Source organism: Cyanobium sp. ATX-6F1 (assembly GCF_047395825.1).
Lineage (GTDB): Bacteria > Cyanobacteriota > Cyanobacteriia > PCC-6307 > Cyanobiaceae > ATX-6F1.
Genome location: NZ_JBCEBF010000001.1, coordinates 1,063,110 through 1,083,881 on the forward strand (window position 1 = coordinate 1,063,110; position 20,772 = coordinate 1,083,881).

At 66.4% G+C, this 20,772-nt stretch carries 16 protein-coding genes and 6 pseudogenes; 4 read left to right on the plus strand and 18 right to left on the minus strand.

Annotated features, from left to right (window positions below):
* Positions 1–16 precede the first annotated feature (16 nt).
* A pseudogene (locus AAF143_RS06345) lies at positions 17–1,271 on the plus strand (O-antigen ligase family protein); the annotation flags it as partial.
* On the opposite strand, the pseudogene AAF143_RS06350 reads toward AAF143_RS06345, so the two are convergent.
* From AAF143_RS06350 to acnB, 3 genes and pseudogenes are all read right to left on the minus strand, one after another.
* Positions 1,266–2,851: pseudogene (locus AAF143_RS06350) on the minus strand (B12-binding domain-containing radical SAM protein). The pseudogenes AAF143_RS06345 and AAF143_RS06350 sit on opposite strands and share 6 nt — an antisense overlap.
* 132 nt (positions 2,852–2,983) lie before the next feature.
* Complete coding sequence (locus AAF143_RS06355; protein WP_255009331.1) at positions 2,984–3,433, minus strand: hypothetical protein; 450 nt, start codon at positions 3,431–3,433, stop codon at positions 2,984–2,986.
* Between the two features lie 95 nt (positions 3,434–3,528).
* A pseudogene (gene acnB, locus AAF143_RS06360) lies at positions 3,529–6,128 on the minus strand (bifunctional aconitate hydratase 2/2-methylisocitrate dehydratase).
* Between the two features lie 116 nt (positions 6,129–6,244).
* On the opposite strand from acnB, the pseudogene AAF143_RS06365 reads away from it, so the two are divergent.
* Together AAF143_RS06365 and AAF143_RS06370 are read left to right on the plus strand one after the other, a co-directional pair.
* A pseudogene (locus tag AAF143_RS06365) lies at positions 6,245–7,317 on the plus strand (3-deoxy-7-phosphoheptulonate synthase).
* Positions 7,318–7,441: 124 nt separating this feature from the next.
* Complete coding sequence (locus tag AAF143_RS06370) at positions 7,442–7,774, plus strand: hypothetical protein (protein ID WP_255009336.1); 333 nt, start codon at positions 7,442–7,444, stop codon at positions 7,772–7,774.
* Here AAF143_RS06370 and AAF143_RS06375 read toward each other — a convergent pair.
* The 4 genes and pseudogenes from AAF143_RS06375 to AAF143_RS06390 form a co-directional block, all read right to left on the minus strand.
* A complete protein-coding gene (locus tag AAF143_RS06375) occupies positions 7,764–8,444 on the minus strand; it encodes a diacylglycerol/polyprenol kinase family protein (protein WP_255009338.1) in 681 nt (226 codons plus the stop codon). The genes AAF143_RS06370 and AAF143_RS06375 overlap by 11 nt on opposite strands.
* Positions 8,445–8,451: 7 nt before the next feature.
* Positions 8,452–9,482, minus strand: a pseudogene (locus AAF143_RS06380) (RpoD/SigA family RNA polymerase sigma factor).
* Positions 9,483–9,791: 309 nt separating this feature from the next.
* The gene (gene ppk1, locus AAF143_RS06385) at positions 9,792–11,927 is read right to left on the minus strand and encodes a polyphosphate kinase 1 (protein ID WP_255009341.1); all 2,136 of its coding nucleotides are present in this window, start codon (positions 11,925–11,927) and stop codon (positions 9,792–9,794) included.
* A gap of 46 nt (positions 11,928–11,973) precedes the next feature.
* A pseudogene (locus AAF143_RS06390) lies at positions 11,974–13,297 on the minus strand (MFS transporter).
* A 33-nt stretch (positions 13,298–13,330) separates the two neighbouring features.
* Here AAF143_RS06390 and AAF143_RS06395 point away from each other — a divergent pair.
* A complete protein-coding gene (locus tag AAF143_RS06395; protein ID WP_255009344.1) occupies positions 13,331–13,675 on the plus strand; it encodes a YbjQ family protein in 345 nt (114 codons plus the stop codon).
* Between the two features lie 15 nt (positions 13,676–13,690).
* Here AAF143_RS06395 and AAF143_RS06400 read toward each other — a convergent pair whose 3' ends face one another.
* The 11 genes from AAF143_RS06400 to AAF143_RS06450 all read right to left on the minus strand — a co-directional run bounded on the left by AAF143_RS06400 (position 13,691) and on the right by AAF143_RS06450 (position 20,759).
* Positions 13,691–13,891, minus strand: a complete 201-nt coding sequence (locus AAF143_RS06400) for a hypothetical protein (protein ID WP_414026658.1) — start codon at positions 13,889–13,891, stop codon at positions 13,691–13,693.
* Positions 13,876–14,718, minus strand: a complete 843-nt coding sequence (locus tag AAF143_RS06405) for a methyltransferase (RefSeq protein WP_414026659.1) — start codon at positions 14,716–14,718, stop codon at positions 13,876–13,878. Before AAF143_RS06405 ends, AAF143_RS06400 begins: the two co-directional genes overlap by 16 nt.
* A gap of 44 nt (positions 14,719–14,762) precedes the next feature.
* Entirely contained in the window at positions 14,763–15,488 is a 726-nt protein-coding gene (locus tag AAF143_RS06410) for an alpha/beta hydrolase (RefSeq protein ID WP_414026897.1), read from the minus strand.
* Positions 15,489–15,614: 126 nt separating this feature from the next.
* Complete coding sequence (locus tag AAF143_RS06415; protein WP_414026660.1) at positions 15,615–16,583, minus strand: heavy metal-binding domain-containing protein; 969 nt, start codon at positions 16,581–16,583, stop codon at positions 15,615–15,617.
* Positions 16,562–16,735 carry a hypothetical protein gene (locus tag AAF143_RS06420; RefSeq protein ID WP_414026661.1) on the minus strand — a complete coding sequence of 58 codons (174 nt, stop codon included), beginning with the start codon at positions 16,733–16,735 and terminating at the stop codon, positions 16,562–16,564. The genes AAF143_RS06415 and AAF143_RS06420 overlap by 22 nt, the downstream gene beginning before the upstream one ends.
* 307 nt (positions 16,736–17,042) lie before the next feature.
* A complete protein-coding gene (locus AAF143_RS06425; protein WP_255009351.1) occupies positions 17,043–18,278 on the minus strand; it encodes an EAL domain-containing protein in 1,236 nt (411 codons plus the stop codon).
* A 117-nt stretch (positions 18,279–18,395) separates the two neighbouring features.
* Positions 18,396–18,881 carry a GNAT family N-acetyltransferase gene (locus AAF143_RS06430; RefSeq protein WP_255009353.1) on the minus strand — a complete coding sequence of 162 codons (486 nt, stop codon included), beginning with the start codon at positions 18,879–18,881 and terminating at the stop codon, positions 18,396–18,398.
* A complete protein-coding gene (locus AAF143_RS06435; protein WP_255009355.1) occupies positions 18,878–19,486 on the minus strand; it encodes an alpha/beta fold hydrolase in 609 nt (202 codons plus the stop codon). The genes AAF143_RS06430 and AAF143_RS06435 overlap by 4 nt, the downstream gene beginning before the upstream one ends.
* Positions 19,483–19,686: a hypothetical protein gene (locus AAF143_RS06440; protein WP_255009357.1), complete on the minus strand. Its 204-nt coding sequence runs from the start codon at positions 19,684–19,686 to the stop codon at positions 19,483–19,485. The genes AAF143_RS06435 and AAF143_RS06440 overlap by 4 nt, the downstream gene beginning before the upstream one ends.
* Before the next feature lie 50 nt (positions 19,687–19,736).
* Positions 19,737–20,300, minus strand: coding sequence for a phosphate-starvation-inducible PsiE family protein (locus AAF143_RS06445; RefSeq protein WP_255009358.1), 564 nt, complete (start codon positions 20,298–20,300; stop codon positions 19,737–19,739).
* Positions 20,301–20,423: 123 nt separating this feature from the next.
* Complete coding sequence (locus AAF143_RS06450) at positions 20,424–20,759, minus strand: hypothetical protein (protein ID WP_255009360.1); 336 nt, start codon at positions 20,757–20,759, stop codon at positions 20,424–20,426.
* Positions 20,760–20,772 lie beyond the last annotated feature (13 nt).

Sequence of the window (20,772 nt, forward strand, 5' to 3'; positions counted from 1 at the left end):
TGAGGGGCCGGTCGGTATGGGGCGGTTCGAGTTGATCAGGGCGCGCTGGGGTCGCCAGCTGCTGGCGGAGCGGCCTCCCCAGGCCCATCCCCTGGGCTGGCGATGCTTCCAGTTGGGTCTGTTGCTGCTCGCCTCCAGCGCCCTGTTCGGCTCCCTGCTGCTGCTGTTGGCGCTGGTGCTGGGCAGCCGCGGCCGGGAGCCGTTCTGGCGCGACCGGGTGAACCGCCTGCTGGTGCTGGCCGCCGCCCTGATGGTGCTGGGCTGCTTCACGGCCAGCAGCGGTTGGCTGGCCTGGGTGGGCCTGGGCAACTGGGTGCCCTTCTTCTGGGCGTTCTGGGGCTTCCAGCCCTACGTGGCCACGGCCGCTGCCCGGCGCAAGGCGGCCCTGTGGCTGGTGGCCGGCACGGTGCCCGTGGTGCTCACCGGTCTGGGCCAGCTGTGGTGGGGCTGGAGTGGTCCGTTCCGATCGCTCCACGGCCTGGTGGTCTGGTGGATCGAGCCGGGGGTGACCCGCCGGGACGGCTTTCAGGCTTGTTCGACTACGCCAACATCGCCGGTGCCTGGCTGGCGCTGGCCTGGCCCCTGGCCTTGGCGGCCCTGCTGGAGCGGCGCCTGGGCTGGAAACTGCGGAGTGTTGCCCTGCTGCTGGTGCTGGGCCAGGCGGTGGCCCTCTACCTCACCGATTCCCGCAACGCCTGGGGTGCCCTGGTGCTGGCGCTGCCGGTGGTGGCCGGGCCACTCACCTGGAGCTGGCTGCTGCCCCTGCTGCTGGCTGGGTTGCTGCTGGTGGGCCTGGCCAGCCTGCCGATGGTGCCGGCGGCCCTGCAGCACGCGGCCCGGGTGCTGGTGCCCGATCCGATCTGGGTGCGGCTCAGCGATGCCAACTTCGCCGGTCAGCGGCCCCTGGCGATCACGCGATTGAGCCAGTGGTCGGTGGCCGTGGGCCTGATCGCCGAGCGCCCCTGGCTGGGGTGGGGGCGGCGGCCTTCAGCGTGATTTATCCCCTGCGCACGGGCCACTGGCATGGCCATCCCCACAACCTGCCGATCGATCTGGCCCTCAGCCATGGGCTGCCGGTGGCGGCCCTGTTGGTGGGCCTGGTGCTCTGGCTGTTGATCCGGGCCTGGAGGCTGGGGATGACCGCTGCCCCGGTCTTCGAGCGGGCCTGGTGGGCCTCGGCCCTGGTGCTGGTGGCCCTCCATGCCACCGACATGCCCTTTTACGACAGCCGCATCAACGTCGCCGGCTGGATCCTGCTGGCGGGCCTACGCCGCTTCGAGGGCCGGCCCGGCCGGATCGAGGGCGCTGCGGCGATGGCCGGCGAGGGTGGACTTGGGCAGGGGACCCTCCAGGTGGTCCCAGGGGAGCACCCGCAGGGGATCCCAGCTGTCGTGGATCACCTCCCCCAGGGGGGCAGCGGGGCTGATCCTGGCTCGGGGCCCTGCTCCACCAGCTCCCGGTAGGTGCTTTTCCAGCCCCCCAGGCTTTCGTGGCGGCCGCGCACGGCGGCAATCACCGGCGCCAGGCGCCGATCGCTGCGCGAGAGCAGGGCCTGGATCACGCTCCAGCCGTAGCTCTCGGGCCGCAGTTCGATGCCCCTGGGCTTGAGGCGCTTGGCCAGCAACTTGAGGCGCTTCTCGGCCTCAGGGCGCACCCCTTCCCATTGGAACGGTGTGTGGGCCTTGGGCACGAAGGTGCTCACCCCCAGCGACAGCCTCAGCCCGGGGGTGGCTTTTTGAGGGCCAGCAGCAGCTCGGCGGTGGCCTCGACGTCCGCCTCCTCCTCACTCGGCAGCCCGGCCATGCCGTAGAGCTTCAGGCCCGTGAGGCCACCTTCTCTGGCGTAACGGGCGGCGGCGAAGATCTCCTCGCCGCTCAGCTTCTTGTTCACCACCTGGCGCATGCGCTCGCTGCCGCTTTCGATCGCGATCGTCAGTGATTTGCTGCCGCGCTTGGCCAGGATCCGCCCCAGCTGGGGGTGACCGTGGCGGCCCGCACCGAACTCACACTGAGGCGTATCCCATCGAAACGGTCAGCATCCAGCCAGCCCAGCAGATCTCCGAACTGAGGGTGCTGGGTCACAGAGGCCCCCAGCAGCCCCAGCCGCTGGGTGGCCCCCAGCCCCTTCTCCACCGCCGGGATCAGGCCGTCGTCGAGGGAGGGGGTACGAAAGGGCAGGGTGAGGTAACTGGCCAGGCAGAAGCGGCAGAGCTCCGGGCAGCTGCGCACCACCTCGACCATGTGAATCGAGGGCCAGGCCGCCTCGGGGGTGATCACGGTGGAATGGCTGAGGGTGTTGCCGCCCCAGGTCTGCTTGGCCACGGTGGCGGGGATGCCCGGCTCGATCGGCTCAACGGCCAGCAACCGGCCATCGGAGCCATAGCGGGGGCGTAGAGCGAGGGCACATAGATCCCAGGCACCTGGGCCAGGGCCCGCAGGCGCTCGGCCCTGGGCGCGCTTCGGTGCGCCTGCACGGCGTCGATGAAGGCGGGCAGCAGCAGCTCCCCATCCCCCAGCAGCACCGCATCGAAGAAGGGGGCCAGGGGTTCTGGGTTGGCGGTGAGCACCGGACCGCCGCCGAACACGAGCGGGTCCGTCTCATGGCGATCGTGGCTCCAGATCGGGATGCGCTGTTGCTCCAGCAGGTCCAGCAGAACAGGGCCGTCCAGCTCCCAGCTCAAGGAGAGCCCGAATAGATCGAGACCGCCCCTGCCTTTCTGGTGCGGTGGGTCCCCCTGGTCGGTGAACAGCCGCCGCACATCCACATCGGGGCGTCGGGCCAGGGTCGCCCAGACCACCTGGAAGCCCAGGCTGGTGATCCCCACGGAATAGGTGCTGGGGAAGGCCAGCACCGTGCGCAGGGCATCGGCCGCCGGGGTGGCGGGCTCGAACAGCAGGGTTTCCTGGTTCAGTGGAGGTGGGAGGTCGTCACTCCCCCCAGCGTGTCACCGCCCCGAGCCTCCTGGGTGGAAGCAGGCCTGCGCCTACTGGCCCATCAGCCCCGAGAGGGGGCCGATCAGGCCGCTGATGGCGGAGCTGGCGGCAGCCTTGTCCGGGGTGGCGCCCGCGAAGGTGCTGGTCACCTTGGCGGCGGCGGCCTCGATGGCGGGGAACTTGTCACCGGCGAGGGGCTTGATCACCGGAGCCGCCTTCTCCCAGAGCCCTTTGAAGCCAGCGATGGTGGTAGAGGCTCCGGCCAGATTGCCGCCCTCCACCTCACCCTGGCCTTTCTTGAGCAGCTCCAGCACCGGGTTCACCGCGGGCGCCAGGGCGCCTTGGGCGCCGGCCGTGGCGGCGGTCTTGGCCGCATCGACGGCACCGGAGGCCGCATCCTTGACGGTGTCGGCGGTCCTGGAGCAGCCGCTGAGGACGAGTGCACCGGCCAAGGCGGCGGAGGCGGCCAGGTTCAAGCTGAAGCGGAACGGATGGGTCATCCCAAGGCATGAGGGGGGTCCGTCCGCAACGTAGGGAGGTCTCTTGGGCCCGAAGGACCCCGTCGCGAGTTGTTACTCCTGCTACAAGGTTCTGCTCAAACCGCGGCCAGCACCTGGGCCTGTTCCGCGCTGCTCACCACCCGTCCGTCATCCGCGAAGCCCTCGATCTGGTCGAAGTTGAGGTAGCGGTAGAGCTCGCCTGAGAGGGGATCGATCTTGGCGGCCGCAATCTCCAGGTACTCGGCCGGGCTGGGGATGCGGCCCAGCAGGGCGCAGACCGCCGCCAGCTCGGCGCTGCCCAGGTACACCTGGGCGCCGTTGCCGAGGCGGTTGTTGAAGTTGCGCGTGCTGGTGGAGAACACGGTGGTGTTGTCTTCCACCCGGGCCTGGTTGCCCATGCAGAGTGAGCATCCGGGCAGCTCCATGCGGGCGCCGGCGGCCTCGAACTTGGCGGTGTAACCCTCGGCGCGCAGCACCTCGTCGTCCATGCGGGTGGGGGGCAGACCCACAGCCGCGCGGCGCTGGTGCCGGCTCCATCGAGCACCGTGGCGGCGGCGCGGTAATGGCCGATGTTGGTCATGCAGGAGCCGATGAACACCTCATCGATCCGCTCGCCCACCACTTCACTGAGAAGTTTGACGTTGTCGGGGTCATTGGGGCAGGCCAGCACCGGTTCGCTGAGCTCATCGAGGTTGATCTCGATCACCTCGGCATACTCCGCATCCGCATCGGCGCCCATCAGCTGGGGATCCGCCAGCCAGGCCTCCATCGCCTGGATCCGCCGGGCCATGGTGCGGGCGTCGGCGTAGCCGCGGGCGATCATGTTCTTGAGCAGTGCCACGTTGCTGCGCAGGTACTCGGCGACGGTGGCTTCCGAGAGCTTGATCGTGCAGCCGGCACAGGAGCGCTCGGCGGAGGCATCCGTTAACTCAAACGCCTGCTCCAGCTTGAGATCGGGCAGCCCCTCGATTTCCAGGATGCGGCCGGAGAAGACGTTCTTCTTGTTGGCCTTCTCCACGGTGAGCAGACCCTTCTGGATCGCCACCCAGGGGATGGCGTTGACCACGTCCCGCAGGGTGATGCCGGGCTGCAACGAGCCCGTGAAGCGCACCAGCACCGATTCGGGCATGTCGAGGGGCATGGCGCCGATGGCGGCAGCGAAGGCCACCAGCCCCGAGCCGGCAGGAAAGGAGATGCCCAGGGGGAAGCGGGTGTGGCTGTCGCCGCCGGTGCCCACGGTGTCGGGCAGGAGCATGCGGTTCAGCCAGCTGTGGATGATGCCGTCGCCGGGGCGCAGGGCGACGCCGCCGCGGGAGGCCATGAAATCGGGCAGCTCGGCGTGGGTTTTGAGGTCGACCGGCTTGGGGTAGGCGGCGGTGTGGCAGAAGCTCTGCAGCACCAGATCAGCTGAGAAGCCCAGGCAGGCGAGTTCCTTCATCTCATCGCGGGTCATCGGTCCAGTGGTGTCCTGGGAGCCGACGGTGGTCATCAGCGGTTCGCAGCTGGTGCCGGGGCGTACGCCGCTCAGGCCGCAGGCCTTGCCCACCATCTTCTGGGCCAGGGTGAAACCCTTGCCGGTGTCGGCGGGAGCCACGGGGCGGATGAACAGATCGCTGGGCGCCAGCCCCAGCTGGGCGCGCACCTTGTCGGTCAGCGAGCGGCCGATCAGCAGCGGGATGCGGCCTCCGGCGCGCACCTCATCGGTGATCGTGCTGGGCTTGAGCTCGAAGCGGGCCACCAGCTCGCCGGCGCCGGGTTCCCCCGCGGCCCGCTCGATCGTGCCGGCGTAGGGGCGGATCGTGATCACATCGCCGGTGTTCAGGGCGCTGACGTCGCACTCGACCGGCAGGGCGCCGGAATCCTCAGCGGTGTTGAAGAAGATCGGCGCGATCTTGCCGCCGAGCACCACGCCGCCGCTGCGCTTGTTGGGCACATGGGGGATGTCGGTGCCGGTGTGCCAGAGCACCGAGTTGATCGCTGATTTGCGCGAACTGCCGGTGCCCACCACATCGCCCACGTAGGCGACGGGGTATCCCTTGGTCTTGAGCTGCTCGATCAGCGCCAGCCCGCCCGGCATGCGGGTTTCCAGCATCGCCATGGCGTGCAGGGGGATGTCGGGCCGGGTGGTGGCGTGGGTGGCGGGCGAGAGGTCGTCGGTGTTGGTTTCCCCTTCCACCTTGAACACCGTGACCGTGATCGCGGCGGGCAGATCCGGCTTGGCGGTGAACCACTCGGCGGCGGCCCAGGAATCGACCACCCGCTTCGCCCAGGGGTTCGTTTCCGCCAGCTCCAGCACGTCGTGGAAGGAGTCGTAGACCAGCAGGGTGCGGCAAAGACCGGTGGCGGCCTCGGCGGCGATGGCTGGATCGGCGCTGGAGAGCAGCTCGATCAGGGCGCCGACGTTGTAGCCGCCGATCATGGTGGCCAGCAGGCGGGTGGCCTCGATCGGGCTCACCAGGGGGCTCGCGCTCAGCCCCTGGGCGATGGCGCTCAACCAGCTGGCCTTCACATAGGCCGCCTCATCCACTCCCGGGGGGATGCGTTCGCTGAGCAGATGCAGCAGAAAGCCCTGCTCACCGGCGGGGGGCTGCTCCAGCAGTTCTGTGAGGGCCTGGGTCTGGGCGGCATCCAGGGCCAGGGCCGGCACCCCCTGCGCCTCGCGATCAAGGGCGGCCTGGCGGTAGGCAGCAAGCATCACAGCGGTTCGATCTCAGCCCATTGTTCTTGGCCGCCGGACCGGCTTTGGTGACGATGGCTTCCAAAGCGACTGTTTAGGCTGGACGATTGGCCCGACCAGGAGACCGTCCCGGCATGATCCCCACCTCCGATTTGCACGTGGTGGAGACCCGCCCCCTGGTCGCTCCCGCCCTGCTGCACCGGGAGCTTCCCCTCACCGACAAGGCGGCCAGCACGGTGCTGGGGGCGCGGGAGCGCATCAAGGCGATCCTGCGGGGCGAGGACAGCCGCCTGCTGGTGATCGTGGGGCCCTGCTCGGTCCATGACGTGGCCGCCGCCAAGGAGTACGCCACCGCCATCGCCGAGCTGCACCAGCGTCACCGCCACCAGCTGGAGGTGGTGATGCGGGTGTATTTCGAGAAACCCCGCACCACCGTGGGCTGGAAGGGCCTGATCAACGACCCTCACCTCGATCACAGCTACGACATCAACACCGGCCTGCGCCTGGCCCGGGGGCTGCTGCTGCATCTCGCTGAGCTGGGCCTGCCCGCCGCCACCGAACTGCTGGATCCTGTGGTGCCCCAGTACATCGCCGATCTGATCAGCTGGACCGCCATCGGCGCCCGCACCACCGAGAGCCAGACCCACCGGGAGATGGCCTCGGGGCTGTCGATGCCGATCGGATTCAAAAACAGCACCGACGGCAGCGCCGCCACCGCCATCCATGCCATGGAGGCCGCGGCCCGCCCCCACCATTTCCTGGGCATCAATGCCCTTGGCCAGGCGGCGATCGTCACCACCACCGGCAACCCCGACGGTCATCTGGTGCTGCGGGGCGGCAAGGGCGGCACCAACTACCACCAGGAGGCGGTGGAGGAGTCGGCCGCTGCCCTGGCCAAGGCCGGCCTGCCCGCCCGGGTGATGGTGGACTGCAGCCACGGCAACTCGAACAAGGACTACCGCCGCCAGGGGAGGTGGCGGAGCAGGTGGCCGAGCAGCTGCGCTCGGGTTCGCGCCACGTGATGGGGGTGATGATCGAGAGCCATCTGGTGGGCGGTAGCCAGAAGATTCCCGCCGATCTGAGCCAGCTCACCTACGGCCAGAGCATCACCGATGCCTGCATCGACCTGGCCACCACCCGTGGGCTGCTGGAGCAGCTTGGATCGGCTGTGGCCAAGGCGCAGTCTGGGTTGATGGCGTCGGTTTGAGTGATTGGCACTCGGCTGACTCGAGTGCCAGCTTGACATCAACCAGCGCAAACTGTTCCTGCTGAACAGAGTCTTTGGCCATCGTCTTTAGGGTGCGTTGGATCCACTCAACGCAGGCCCAGCCATGGTCTATTTCCTGCAGTTCTGCGGCTTTTCCAATCCGCTCCAGGTGTTTCACCTCGAGCAGAGCGCGGTCGCCCGTGGCCCCGCCTATGCCGGCTTCCGCCCCTTTCAGCTCGACGACCTGCTGGATTGGGCCCTCAGCGCCGCCCAGCTGAGGAACTGGGACGCCGATGTCATCCAGAGCATGGTGCTGGCGGAGTGGATGGAGCGGTCCGAGGCGATCCGCCAGTGGCAACGGCGGCTGCGTCAGGAGCCCTCCGACCGGCTGCTGGTGGCGGCCCTGGGTAGCGAAGCCGATTGGCGCGATCGCTGTGAGCAGTTGCTCAGGTGCTGAGCTGACTCCAGAGCACACCCACCGCCACCGGCACCGTGAAGTTGTCGAGGCCGGCCACGGCGATCTGCTCCAGCAGGGTGGCGACGAGGGTGATCAGCAGCAAGGCCGGTGCGGCCGCAGCCCAGGTGCTGGGGCCGGTGCCGCTGGCCAGGCTGAGGGCCGTCAGCACGGCCAGGCTGGCGGCGGCCATGGTGGCCGTGCCCAGCAGGGATTTGCGTTGGCCCCAGAGGGTCCAGCCGGGGGAGCGAAAGCCGGTCCCAAGCAGGCCGGCCAGGCCATCCCCCACGGCCATCACCAGCACCCCTGCCGCCACGGCCTCCGGCTGCTGCGGCCAGAACAGGGCCAACAGCAGGCTGATCGAGGCCCCGTAGGCGATCGTGCCGTAGCTGCGGCGACCCACGTCTTCGATCGCCCCCAGCAGCCGGAAGCGGTGATTGAGGCTGGTGAGGAGGGTGGCGATGAGGGCGGCCCCCAGGGCGATGGTGCGGTTGATGCCGAAGCCCCAGGCCAGCAGCACCACCGCACCGGAGCCGATGTGAACCAGCTTGCGGCTCCACTCCTTCTGCTCCGGCCAGCGGGAGCGCAGCAACAGGGCTCCGCCCGACACGAAGGCCAGCCACAGGGCCACCGCACAGACCCCCAGCAGCTGCCGCTGCGTGTCGGGCGCCATCAAGGGATCAGGCGGCCTGTTGGTAGTTGGTCATCAGGCGCAGCTTGAGGATCGCCTTGGCTTCCAGTTGGCGCACCCGTTCGCGGGAGACGTTGATCTGGCGGCCGATCTCGGCAAGGGTGAGCGGTTCGGCCCCTTCCAGACCGAAGCGCAGCTTGAGGATCTTCTGCTCCCGCTCGTTGAGCTGGGAGAGCCAGGCACTGAGGTGCTCCTTCTGGATGCTGCGGTCCATGGAATCCATGGGCTCGGTGCTGGCCGGGTCGGCGATCAGCTCCCCGAGGGTGCTGCGGTCGTCCTCACCGCGGGCGTGGGCATCGAGGGAGGCGCAGGGTGCGCTCTGGGCGATCAGATCCTCCAGTTCCTTGGGGGGATGCCCATGGCATGGGCCAGCTCCAGCCGGTTGGGTTGGCGGCCGAAGCGGTGGGAGAGTTCCCGGGTGATGCGACGCATCTTCGAAAGCTTTTCACTGACGTGAATCGGCAGGCGAATCGTGCGGGCGCTGTTGTCGATGGCCCGGGTCATTCCTTGGCGGATCCACCAGTAGGCGTAGGTGGAGAACTTGTACCCCATGGCGGGATCGAACTTGTCGACGGCCCGCTCCAGGCCGATGGCCCCTTCTTGCACCAAATCGAGGAGCTCGAGCCCCTGGTTCTGGTACTTCTTGGCCACACTCACCACCAGCCGCAGGTTGGCGGCCATCATGCGGTCCCGGGCACGGGTGCCCATGCGGATCTGGTGGCGCTGGCGGGGCGTGAGTGTTTCGGCAGGCAGCTCGTTCAGGCGCTTCATGGCCTGAACGTGATGGGCCAGTTCGATCTCTTCCGCTGCGGTGAGCAGCGGCACCCGGCCGATGGTGCTGAGATACCAACCGATGGAATCGGCACTCAGGCGACCCGCAGGGCGGGCGGCCGCACGGGAAGATTTCTTGCGTTCAGCCGGTGCGTTGGTAGCGCTGTCCGTGGCTTCGACAACAGGATCTGACGTCGAAGACGAACGCACAGGCGTCGCCTTCTCCGTGGATCGCAGAGGTGTCCCCATCACCCCGAGCTCCATATTTGATTTGCGCGGAATGTAGCACTGTGGCGGAGAAAACAACGGGCCAAAAGCGCAGAGTTCCTTAATTGTCCACAAAGTTTCCTTGCGGATGCGTTTGGATGGCTAAGGATTTTGTCGTCTTCAGCACACTTCTGCGCTTTTTGATTCGCATGCGCAGGCGATCTGCATCACTGATCTGTGCCACTGATCGGCATCAGTCATCGGCATCAGTGATCTGGATCCTTCAGCTCCAGCCCATGGCTTGCTCAGCCTGTGACCGGTTCGTCTGGTAGGCGGCTGCTCCGGTTTCGATCAACTGCGGGCGCTGAAACCACCTCGCCAGGTCTCGATCAGCTCCTTCTGCACCGCCCGTTGTTCGTCCTCCGGCTGGCGCCGCTCGAAGCTGCCGTCGCTGTGCATGTCCCAGGCGCTGCTGTTGTCGCCGAGATACGCCTCCAGCAGTTGTTCCAGTTGCCATTGCAACTGGGAATCCTCCACCGGTGTGATCGCCTCCACTCGCCGGTCCAGGTTGCGGGGCATCCAGTCGGCGCTGCCGATGAAGAACTCCGGTTCACCGCCATTGGCAAACGAGAACAGGCGCGAGTGCTCCAGGAAGCGACCGATCACGCTGCTGACGCGAATGTTGTCGCTCACCCCCTCGACCCCGGGGCGGAGGCTGCACATGCCCCGCACCACCAGATCGATCTGCACGCCGGCCTGGGAGGCCTCGTAGAGCAGGGCGATGAGGCGCGGGTCCACCAGGGCGTTCATCTTGGCCTTGATCGCTCCGCCCCGGCCCTCGAGGGCGTGAAGTGTTTCCCGCTCGATCAGCGCCTCCATCCCCTTGCGCAGGGTGACCGGGGCCACCAGCAGCCGGCGGAAGCTCTGCTGCTTGGAGAAGCCGGTGAGGTAGTTGAACAGTTCCACAAGGTCCTGGCCGATCTTCGGGTTGGCCGTGAGCAGGCCCAGATCGGTGTAGAGCGTGGAGGTCTTGGAGTTGTAGTTGCCGGTGCCGATGTGGGCGTAGCTGCGCAGTCGTTCCTTTTCCTTGCGCACCACCAGCATGATCTTGGTGTGGGTCTTGAGCCCGAGCACGCCGTAGACCACGTGCACGCCGGAGCGCTCCAGCTGCCGAGCCCACTGAATGTTGTTGTCCTCGTCGAAACGGGCCTTGAGCTCCACCAGGGCCATCACCTGTTTACCGTTCTCGGCGGCGCGAATCAGCGCCGCGATCACCGGCGAATCCTTTGAGGTGCGGTACAGCGTCATCTTGATCGCCAGCACCGAGGAATCGTCGGCGGCCTGACCGATGAACTCCTCCACCGACGTCGAGAACAGATCGAAGGGGTGGTGCAGCAGCACGTCGCCCCGGCGCAGCACCGAGAACACGCTCTCAAATTCCTCGGCCTTGATCGAGCCGTCCTCCAGGCGGTTCTTCTGGGCCCGGGCCAGGGCGGGGTGGGTGCGGCCCTTGTGGGGTTTGTCCTTGAGCTTGGGCAGGGGGATCGACAACAGGCTCATCAGGTCATCGAGACCCAGAGGCCCATTGATCCGGTAGAGGTCGTCGGCCTCCACGTCGGTGCCCTCCATCAGAAGCTCCACCACCTCATCGGGCATCTCATCGGCCACCTCCAGCCGCACCACCTCGCCGCCCCGGCGCCGTTTGCGCAGGCCCTCCTGCAGGGCCTCCATCAGGTCGTCGGCCTCGAGGTCACGAAGTTCCAGGTCGGCGTCGCGGGTGACCCGGAAGAAGTAGTGCCCCTCGATCGTCATGCCGGGGAACAGCAGCTGCAGGTTGAAGGCCACCACCTGTTCCAGGGGCACGGCGGTGAAGATCGGGGCCGGCTCCCGGGTGCAGAGCTCGGTGGGGATCGTCACGAACCGGGGCAGGTTCTTCTGCGGCACCTTCACCCGGGCGAACTGCTGCTGGCCGGTGTCTGGGTCACGGATCAGGGCCGCCACATTGAGGCTGAGGTTGCTGATGAAGGGAAAGGGGTGGGCCGGATCAACCGCCAGGGGCGTGAGCACCGGAAAGATGGCGGTCTGGAAGTAGTCGTTGACCCAGGTCTTCTGGTGGGCATTGAGCCGTTCGTAGTCGATCAGCTGGACGCCGTGTTCCGCGAGCTGGTGCTTGAGGTAGAGGCGGTAGTGCTCCTGCTGCTGCCCCAGCAGGGGGCGCAGGGTTTCACGGATGATCTTGAGTTGTTGCAACGGCGTGTGGCCGTCGTCGCTGAGGCTGCCGACGCCCGCCTCCACCTGCGACTTCAGGGACGCCACGCGCACCATGAAGAACTCATCGAGGTTGTTGCTGAAAATCGCGCTGAATTTGGCCTGCTCCAGCAGCGGGGTGTGCTCGCTCAGCGCCTGGGCCAGCACCCGCTGGTTGAAGGCGATCCAGCTCAGTTCACGGTTGATGTAGAGCTCCGGCGCCACCATGGGTTCGCTCATGGTGGCTCTCGCATCGCCCGAAAGGTTCAGGGTGTCAACGTAGCAATCAACCTTGGCTGCTTTCGGTGTTGGAGCTGCTTGCCAAAGGACCGGAACTAGGCAAGCCACCGGCCACCAGGGCGGCCACCGCAGTCAGCAGGCCCATGCTCAGCCAGAAGGGACTGGTGTGACCCGTGAGTTCGTAGGCCAGGCCCGCCAGGGGTGGCCCCAGGAAACTGCCCAGGCTCTGCAGACCTTGCAGGCTGCCCAGGGCGGCCCCCTGGCCGCTGCTGTCGAGGCGGCGGGAGACCAGGCTGCGCAGGCAGGGGGTGACCAGGCCCGTACCCAACGCCAGCACCGCCACGGCGCTGAACACCACCGGCTGGGCGTTGGCTTTGGTGGCCAGCGGGACCAGCAGGCAGCCGGCGATCACGAAGCCCAGGCCCGCCAGGGTGAGGCGCCATTCGCCGAAGCGCTTCCACCAGCGGCCCGATCAGGCCACCCTGCACCACCGTGGCCACCACGCCCACGATCAGAAAGGCGGTGCCGGCCAGGGCCGGCCCCCAGTCGAAGGCCTGCTTGAAATAGAGCACCAGCACGGCGGTGAAGCCGTTGAAGGCCAGGAAGAACAGGAAGAAGGCCAGGCAGAGGCGGCGCACCTGGGGGTTGGTGAACACCTTGCGCAGGGCGCTGAAGGGGTTGAGCTCGCGCCGGCGTGGCATCGGCTGGCGGGCTTCGGGGGGTGGGTTTCCGGCAGCAGGGTCAGCACCAGCACCAGGTTCGCGGCGGCGAAGCCCACCGCCACCAGCACCGGCAGGTTCACGTTGATCTCCCCCAGCCGGCCCCCCAGGCCAGGACCGAGGATGAAGCCCAGCCCGAAGGCCACACCGATCAGACCAAAGGCCTTGGCCCGCTTCTCCGGCGGGGAGATGTCGGCGAGCACGGCCCCGGCGGTGGCGGCGGTGCCGCCGCTGACCCCATCGATCAGACGGGCCACGAACAGCAGACCCAGGGGAGGCTGGTGCCGGCCGCCCAGGGGATTCGGGCCCAGTCGGTGGCGACGGTGAGGGCAAACAGCCCCAGGCCCAGCACCGAGCCGGCCACGCATAGGGCGATCACTGGCTTGCGGCCGTAGCGGTCGCTGAGGGCGCCGATCAGGGGGTGGCGGTGAACTGGGCCAGGGCGTAGCTGCCCGCCAGCAGGCCCAGGGTGCGGCCGTCGTTGCTGAAACTGGCCAGCAGGAAGGGCAGCAACGGAAAGACGATGCTTTCCCCCATGCGGTCGTTCAGCAGGGTGACGAAGGCGCAGAGGTAGGTGGAGGGCCGGGCGAGGCGCAAGGACGACGGTGCCGAGGAGATCTTCAGGCTCCCATGGGGCCGCCAGAGCGCCATAGGGTTGGATCCGATCGAAGCGAGGGGACGCCCGTGGTTCAGCCGGTGTTCGTGACCACCACCTTCAGCATCGAGGGCTATGCGATCAAGGAGTACCTGGGAATCGTGCGCGGCATCGTGGTGCGTTCACCCACCCTGCTGCAGGGCTTTTTCGGCGGGCTGAAATCGATGATCGGCGGCCGCATCGGCGCCTACACCGAGATGTGCGAGCAGACCCGGCAACAGGCCTACGAGCAGATGATCAGCCATGCCCGCAAGCTCGGGGCCAACGCGATCGTGGGTACCCGCTACGACGGCTCGGAGGTGGAGAGCGGAGCCTCGGCGGCCACCGAGGTGCTCTGCTATGGCACGGCGGTGGTGATCGAGAAGCTGGAGTGAGGCGCCAGGGAGCGCTTACTTGTAGGCGATGCCGGCGCTGGCGGGCCCGGCCAGGGGAAGCACCTCCGTGCGCTGGAAGCCCGCCTCCAGGCACCAGCGGTTGAAATCAGCTCCGGTGAAGTCGAAGGCGTCACCGTTTTCGATCAACATGTTCAGCGACATCATCAGGCCGAAGGCGTTCTCACGCCGGGCATCGTCGATCAGGTGCTCCAGCACGATGAAGACGCCCCCTCGGGCAGGGCCTCGTAGGCAGCGGCGATCAGCTCGCGCTTCCTCTCCAGGTTCCAGTCGTGGAGGATCAGGCCCATGGTGATCACATCGGCCCTGGGCAGCGGCTGGGCGAAGAAATCCAGCGGCACGGCACTGACCCGATCAGCCAGCCCCGAGGCGGCCACCTGACGCTCCGCGATCGCCGTGGCAGGGGGCAGATCGGCGGTGAGGCAGCGCAGATGGGGGTGTCGTCGGGCCAGGGTGAGCGCTAGCAGGCCGGAGGCACCGCCCACGTCGCAGAGGCTGCGATACGGGGAGAAATCGAAGCGCTCCGCCAGGGCCGTTGCGTTGCCGGCGGAAATCCCCGCCATGGCGGCGAGGAACTGCTCCAGTCGTTCGGGGTCCGCATAGAGCGCCTCGAAGAGGGGGGCACCGTTGTGTTTGATCTCGTTTTGAGGTGCGCCCGTGCGCAGGGCCTCGGTGAGATCGCCCCAGAAGGGGTAGAGGCGGTCGTTGGCCATGGCCAGAAAGCCGCCGATGTAGGCCGGATGGGCCGTGTTCAGGAACGTGGCTGTTTCGGCGCTGTTGCGGTAGCGGGCCTCCGCCCCATCGCCCTCACGTTCGAGAAAACGCAGGGCCACCAGGGTGTCGAAGAAGTCGGGGTTGGCGCGGGGGTGCAGCTTCAGCTCCGCCTGGAGCTCAGCGCCGCTGAGGGCACGCTCACCCAAGGTGCTGAACAGATCCAGTTCAACGGCCGAGAGCAGCACCTTGGCGGGCCAGAAGGCCATCGCCACGTCGAGGATCCGGTCCGGGGAGAGGTCGTTGGTGGCCATGGCAGCGGGTGAAAGGGTCGTTCGTTCGTCAAGCCTGCGGGCATTCAATCGCGCTTCAGCCGCTCCCCCACGAACTCCATCACGGTCGCAACAACCGCCGGGCCCTCCAGATCGAGAACGAGCTCATGGCCCGAGCGCTCGAACCAGACCACACGCTTCTCGGCGGCCGGGGTCGCCAGGCCGGCGCACAACAACGGGACGCTGGCGTCCAGCACCACCGGATCGGCATGGCTCTGCAGGATCAAGGCAGGGCAGCTCACCTCCCCTAAGCGCGCTCGGGTGTGGGCGCCGAACTCCAGGAAGGAGATCAGCGGAGCCATGGGCGACCAGTCGTAGCTGCTGTCGTGGATGGCCAGGGAGGGGTCGCGGTAGGTCTTCGGGATCGGCCAGCGGCGCAGCAGTCGTTGCACGAGCGGTCGCAGCCGTTGCAGGGGACGGCCGGGGGCCAGCGGCGAGGCCAGCTGGATCGGGGTCGCCACCAGCACCAGGCTGTCGATGCTGGCGCCGTGGTCGGCCGCCAGCTGCAGGGCCACCAGGGCTCCCATGCTGTGGCCCACGATGATCACCTGTTCGGCCTGGGCGCTCAGCTGCTCGAGGGCGGCAGCCCCATCGGCGACCCAATCGGGCCAGCGCACCGCCCCAAGGGCCTCGGGGCTGGGCCCCCCATGGCCCCGCAGCAGGGGCATGGCCACGGGGAGCCCCAGGGCCCGCAGCGGTGCCGCCAACGGCCCGAGCGTTTCGGGGTTGCCGGTGAAGCCGTGCAGCAGCAGCGCAGCGAAGGGGTGCGACCAGCCGCCATCAACGGAAGATGACGAACATCACATAGCCGATCCAGGCCACGATGGCGAACAGGGTGCCCACGGAGCCCAGAATGCTGCGCGAGTTGGTGGGCTGATTCAGGGGGCTGCGGAGCTGGACTGGGCGGTGTTGATGAAGGTGTCCTGGTCGCGGATGATCGCCTGGGGTAGCAGTTGCTCGGAGAGGGTGTGCACCCCGGGCATCGCCTTGACGGCGGTGCCAATGGCCAGGAATTCGACGATGCCGCCGCCGAGGTTGTAGACGTAGGTCTTGATGCCGACCACCTGATCGGCGCCGCAGCGGCGGGCATCGACTTCGATGTGGCGCAGTGCCTGCTCGCGGGCGGCGTAGATCAAGCTGCTGAGTTCGCGGATTTCACCGCGCACGAACGATTTGAAGAAGGCCGAGAGGCCGCCCCAGAGCCCCAGCGAATAGACCGAAACCCCCAACACCAGCTGCACGGGCATCAGGCCCTGGTCGATCAGGTTCCACATTTCCTCGTTGGTGAGGTCACTGGTGATCGGCGCATCGGTGTAGGCCGCCGGCAGGGCGGGGTGGTGGGAGGCGGTGCCGATCATCACCATCTCCTGCAGCCCGACGAAGGGCAGGATCGTGGTGCGGATCCCCACCACGGCGTTGGCGCCCACGGCCGTGGCCTCCGCCGAGATGCGCTGGAGCGCCAGGTGGCGGATGGTGTTGAACAGGCGAGAGAACTCCACCACCTCGCCGCGCACCAGGCTGCGCAGGCCCCCCAGCAGGCCGCCCCCGAGGCCCACGGCGTAGGCCACGTTGCCGAAGACGAACTGCAGCGGCCTGAAGCCGCAATCGAGCTGGCAGTAGAGCGCCTGGCCATCGGCAGAGGTGGAGAACGCCAGCTCGTCGTCTGGTGTTCCATTTTCCCGGTGCAGGCAGGAGCCGATCGCCAGGAACTCCACGTTGGTGCCCTGGAACACCAGCTCGTTGGCCACGCCGGTGATGCCGACGCCACCCCGCTGGCCGGCTTCACGCACCAGACGCCGGTAGGCGCGCGAGCGACCCTCCTGGATCAGGGCGGTGATCTGATGCACCTCTCCCCCACCAGGGTCTTGAGGCCGGAGAGCAGGCTGCGCACCAGGCCGAGGGCGATCACGCTGTTGCCGATCACCAGGTCACCCGGCGTCAGGCCTTTGCGGCGCAGACAGTAGATCTCGTTGCCGGAGAGGCCGGTGATGAGGGTCATGGCGGCTGAGCGAGGAGGCGCTGCTCCCGGGGGAGCAACCGCAGGCAATCTCCCGCAGGTTGTCCTGGGACGTCCAGCCGTGGGTTCCTAATGAAGGCAGCGCCGCTGGCGTGCTCCAACCTCATGGCCACGGTGCGGCAACGCTGGGGCATGGGCGTTCATGGTCCGCGCGGGCCAAGTTGATCAGATTGAGGCCCCCCATGATCCTGCTTCGGTTGCGATCCGCCATGGAATCGTCATCCCTGATGGAGAGCAGGGTGGTTGAGGCGGGCTTGCCAGAGCTTTGGGCGAGGGACGCCCAAGCGGCTTAAACAGTGTTTGGTGTGAGCTGGTCGATGCAGAGCACGTAAGCACCACCATCAGGTATGTTCAACTGCCTGGCCAGGGTTCGGCAGAGCCGACCCGTTGCCAGGTCGATGTAACTGTTGGTGAGGAATTGATCCGGTCCGTTCTCGATCAAGCCGAGAAAGTATTCTTTGTTGCTGTGATCGGTTCCTGGCGTGGCTGGCGCGAACAGGCGATGCTGGGAGGGTCTGACCCCACGTCCCAGGTGGGTTTTGCTGAGTTGCACCCCTTCATTGTCGAGAAGGTAGGCCGCATTGATCGATGGTTGTTCCAGAACCCAGGCCGCGAGGATCGGATCAAACTCAGTGGGAGTACCAGAGCGCAGGCGGTCGCTGCAATCAATGGCCATGGCCTGCAGGTCTTGATCGGATTGCTGCTGGGCTTGCTGAGCGGCGATGACTTTGGCGCGGTGTCGGTGGTTCGCCTTGAGGATCAAGAGCTGCACATCTGATAGATGCAGATCCGTCGGTGCTGCCGGCCGTGCGAAGTAATGGCCCTGGAAGTAGTTGATACCAACATAGGCACAATAATCCAATTCTGCCTGGGTTTCAATTCCCTCTGCCAGCACAAGCGTGCCGATGTTTTTGCTTAAATGAACAAGCGATTTGATCGTTTCCTGCTTGATGTAGCTTTTCTCAACGCCCTCCACGAGGCAGCGATCGAGTTTGATGATGTGTGGACGTAATTCAGATATTTTTGTAAGGTTGCTGTATCCCGAGCCAACGTCATCGATGGCGATCAGAAAGCCTAGTTCCCGGTAGTTGTCTACGAAGTTTTTGATGGCCATGGAGTTCATGGCCCTTGTTTCTTTTAGTTCGATCACGATGTCATTGGGCTCTAGGCCCGCTTCCTTTGTGGCATTCATCAGGGCCTCTGATCCCTCCGCTCCTTCATCGATCAGGGAGGTTTCAAATTGCAGAAATAACAAAGGCTGCTGGGCCAGCTGTTGGGACAGATTGCGAAATCCGGCCATGGCCAGGGCACGGCAGCGACGATCCAGTTCCAGGAGCTTGCCACTTTGGCGAGCTTCGGAGAAGAAGGCTTCGACGTTCATCTTCAGGGGCCTGGCCAGGGCCTCCAACCCAATGACAGCACTGGTCTTGAGGCTGATGATCGGTTGAAAATGAATCTCCAGATCGTCAGATGTCATGGTGTTGGAGGCTTGGCTTGATGAAACCTTGCCACTGTTGTTGAGCATGGAGATTCCTTTGGCCGCGAGAGTATGGGAGGCAAGGGGCTTGCTTGGTGTTGATTGATACATGACTCCCACCCTGGCCTGGGCGTTGGGTGCTTGTTCGCCGATCAGTCAAACAATTCAGGTGTCTTCTGGTCTGTGATTCGGTTGATCAAGTGATTTGCTCAGCAAACGACGGCCGAGATCCCCGTAACCCTGCCTTAGGTAAAGGGCGGCGGCGCGGAGGTTGTCTGCTTCGGCCTCCAGCCTCAGGGTGCCCACCCCCAGTTCCCGGCAGGCCGCCTCCGCCAGGGACAGGGCCCAGGCGCCAGTGCCTTTGGAGCGCCCTTCCGGTGCGATGAACAGCTCATCGACGAAGGCGATGCGGCCTTCCATTTCCAGGCTGAAGGAGAAGGCGATCAGCACATAGCCCACGGGTGCGTCGCTGTTGACGATGAACCACAACCGACCGCTGTTTCCATCGTTCAGGAACGTCTCCAGCAACGAGCGTTTGCGGTCGTTGTCGTAGGAGTAGCCGAAATGGGCGTAGAAGGCCGCCACCAGGGGCATCAACTGGTCCAGTTGCTCCGGTTGCACGGGGCTCAGGCGGATTGACTCCTGCGTCATGGCGTCGCGAGGTGGTCCTCGATCATCGGCGCCAGCTCCGCCGCGTGGCTGAAGGCCAGGTCATGGTCGGCGCCGGGAATCACCCGCAGCTTCGAGCGGGGCAGCAGCGCTTCCAGTTTCCGCCCGACGCTTAGTGGGCTGATCGGATCGGCGTCCCCCCACACCAGCAGGGTGGGCATACGGATCTCAGGGAGCAGGGGAGTGAGGTCCTCAGTGGCGTCTGCGAACCAGGGGGGAACGGAGGCCTGGCTGGCCATGAAAGCCGGCCGCCAATCCTCAGCGCCGTGCTCCGCCATGGCGAGGCCGCCGGAGGTGGCGATCAGCACAAGGTGGGTGATGGATTGCGGTTGCTTCAGGGCGGTCAGCAAGGCGATCACCCCGCCCATGGATTGGGCGATCAGCGCGCTGGGTCGATCGAGGGCGCCGCTGACCAGGTCCACCAAGTCGGTGAGGCTGTTGATGGCGGGATCCGGCGGCGTTGGCCCAAAGCCTGGCCAGCCCAGGAACCTGCGTTCGGCTGGGTGGGTGAGCCGCTCCGCCAGTGGTTGCCAGAACGCTGTGCTGCCGGAGGCCCCGGGCAGGAAAAGCAGTTGGGCGTCGATCAACGCAGGCGAAAGGGGAGCCCCATCAACAGGACGCAACTGAGGGCCAGCAGCCATGGATTGGTGAGGAACCAGGGGATGAGCGTCAAGGTCAGCCCGCAGAGCAGGGCGATGGTGTGGCTCTGCTTGCGCCCATAGAGCACGTAACCGCTGCCGATCAGGCTGACCATCAGCCCCACCAGCAGCGCGGTGGCGTCGGTCATGGCGTTGGGGCAGAGGGAACCTGAGGACCCGGTCCGACCCTAGGGCGAATTCAGTGGTGGGTTTCGCGCAGGCGAGCCGAGACCATGGCCTCGGGATCGACGCCGGCGAAGGTGGGTGGCAGCCAGACCCGCACCACCAACAGAACCGCCATGGCCATCAGGAACACGCACACCGCCAGGATCTGGTGCCAGTCCGTTTCCAGCACCCCCTTGACGATCACCTCCCGTAGCACCGAAACGATGGCGATCTCCACCGACACCCCGATCGAGACGCGCTGTTCCTGGAGGTAAATGATCATCAGGCGGAACAACTCCACCAGGATCAGGATGAAGAGGATGTCCGCGGTGATTTGGTGAAAATGTGGCTTGGTCAGCAAGGAGAGAAAAATGGCGCGTAATTGCAGCGCCATCACACAGAACAACCCCACGCAAAGCGACACGGCAATCATGTCCTGAACCGCTTCGAGCGCTTGCACGATCTGGCGTCGACGGAACTGTTGATGCCAGGGAACGGGTGTGTTTGTGGCAGCTGGATCAGTGGGCGGGGAGGTGGAGGTTTCCGGTGGCTGAGCATCAGCTGACGGCCTGGAATCGAGGCTGATCACAGTGGTCATGGCGGTTTATTTGAGTCGATCGTGTGGCGTGGCCAGACGCTATCCGTAGTTGTTCTGATGGGTCAATCCTCTCGCCATCAGACTCACTGATGGCAGTGATGGGGGCCACAGCGGCTCGTCGCTTCAGGCGCGCACGCGGAGCTGGTCGCGGCCCTCCGCTTCGCGCTCAAAGCGCAGCTCCCGCAGGGGTAGCGCGGTCTCCGCCCGCAGGCGACCGATCAGCTCGCTCTCCGTGAGCTGGCACTCCAGCACCAGCTCCTGGCCATGGGGATGGCGCTTGTTGGCCAACCACACACCGGGCATCAGCGGTTGCCTGATCTCGGCGCCAGGCGGGGCGCTCAGATCGATCGGGTCTTGATGGTCGCAGCTGAAGATCAGGTCCGAGCGCTGGTCACGCCACAGCCGCCACTCAGGCGAGTGCCCATGGCGGGGACCGCGGAGGCTGACCAAGGCTGGCATGGCTCCGCTGGCT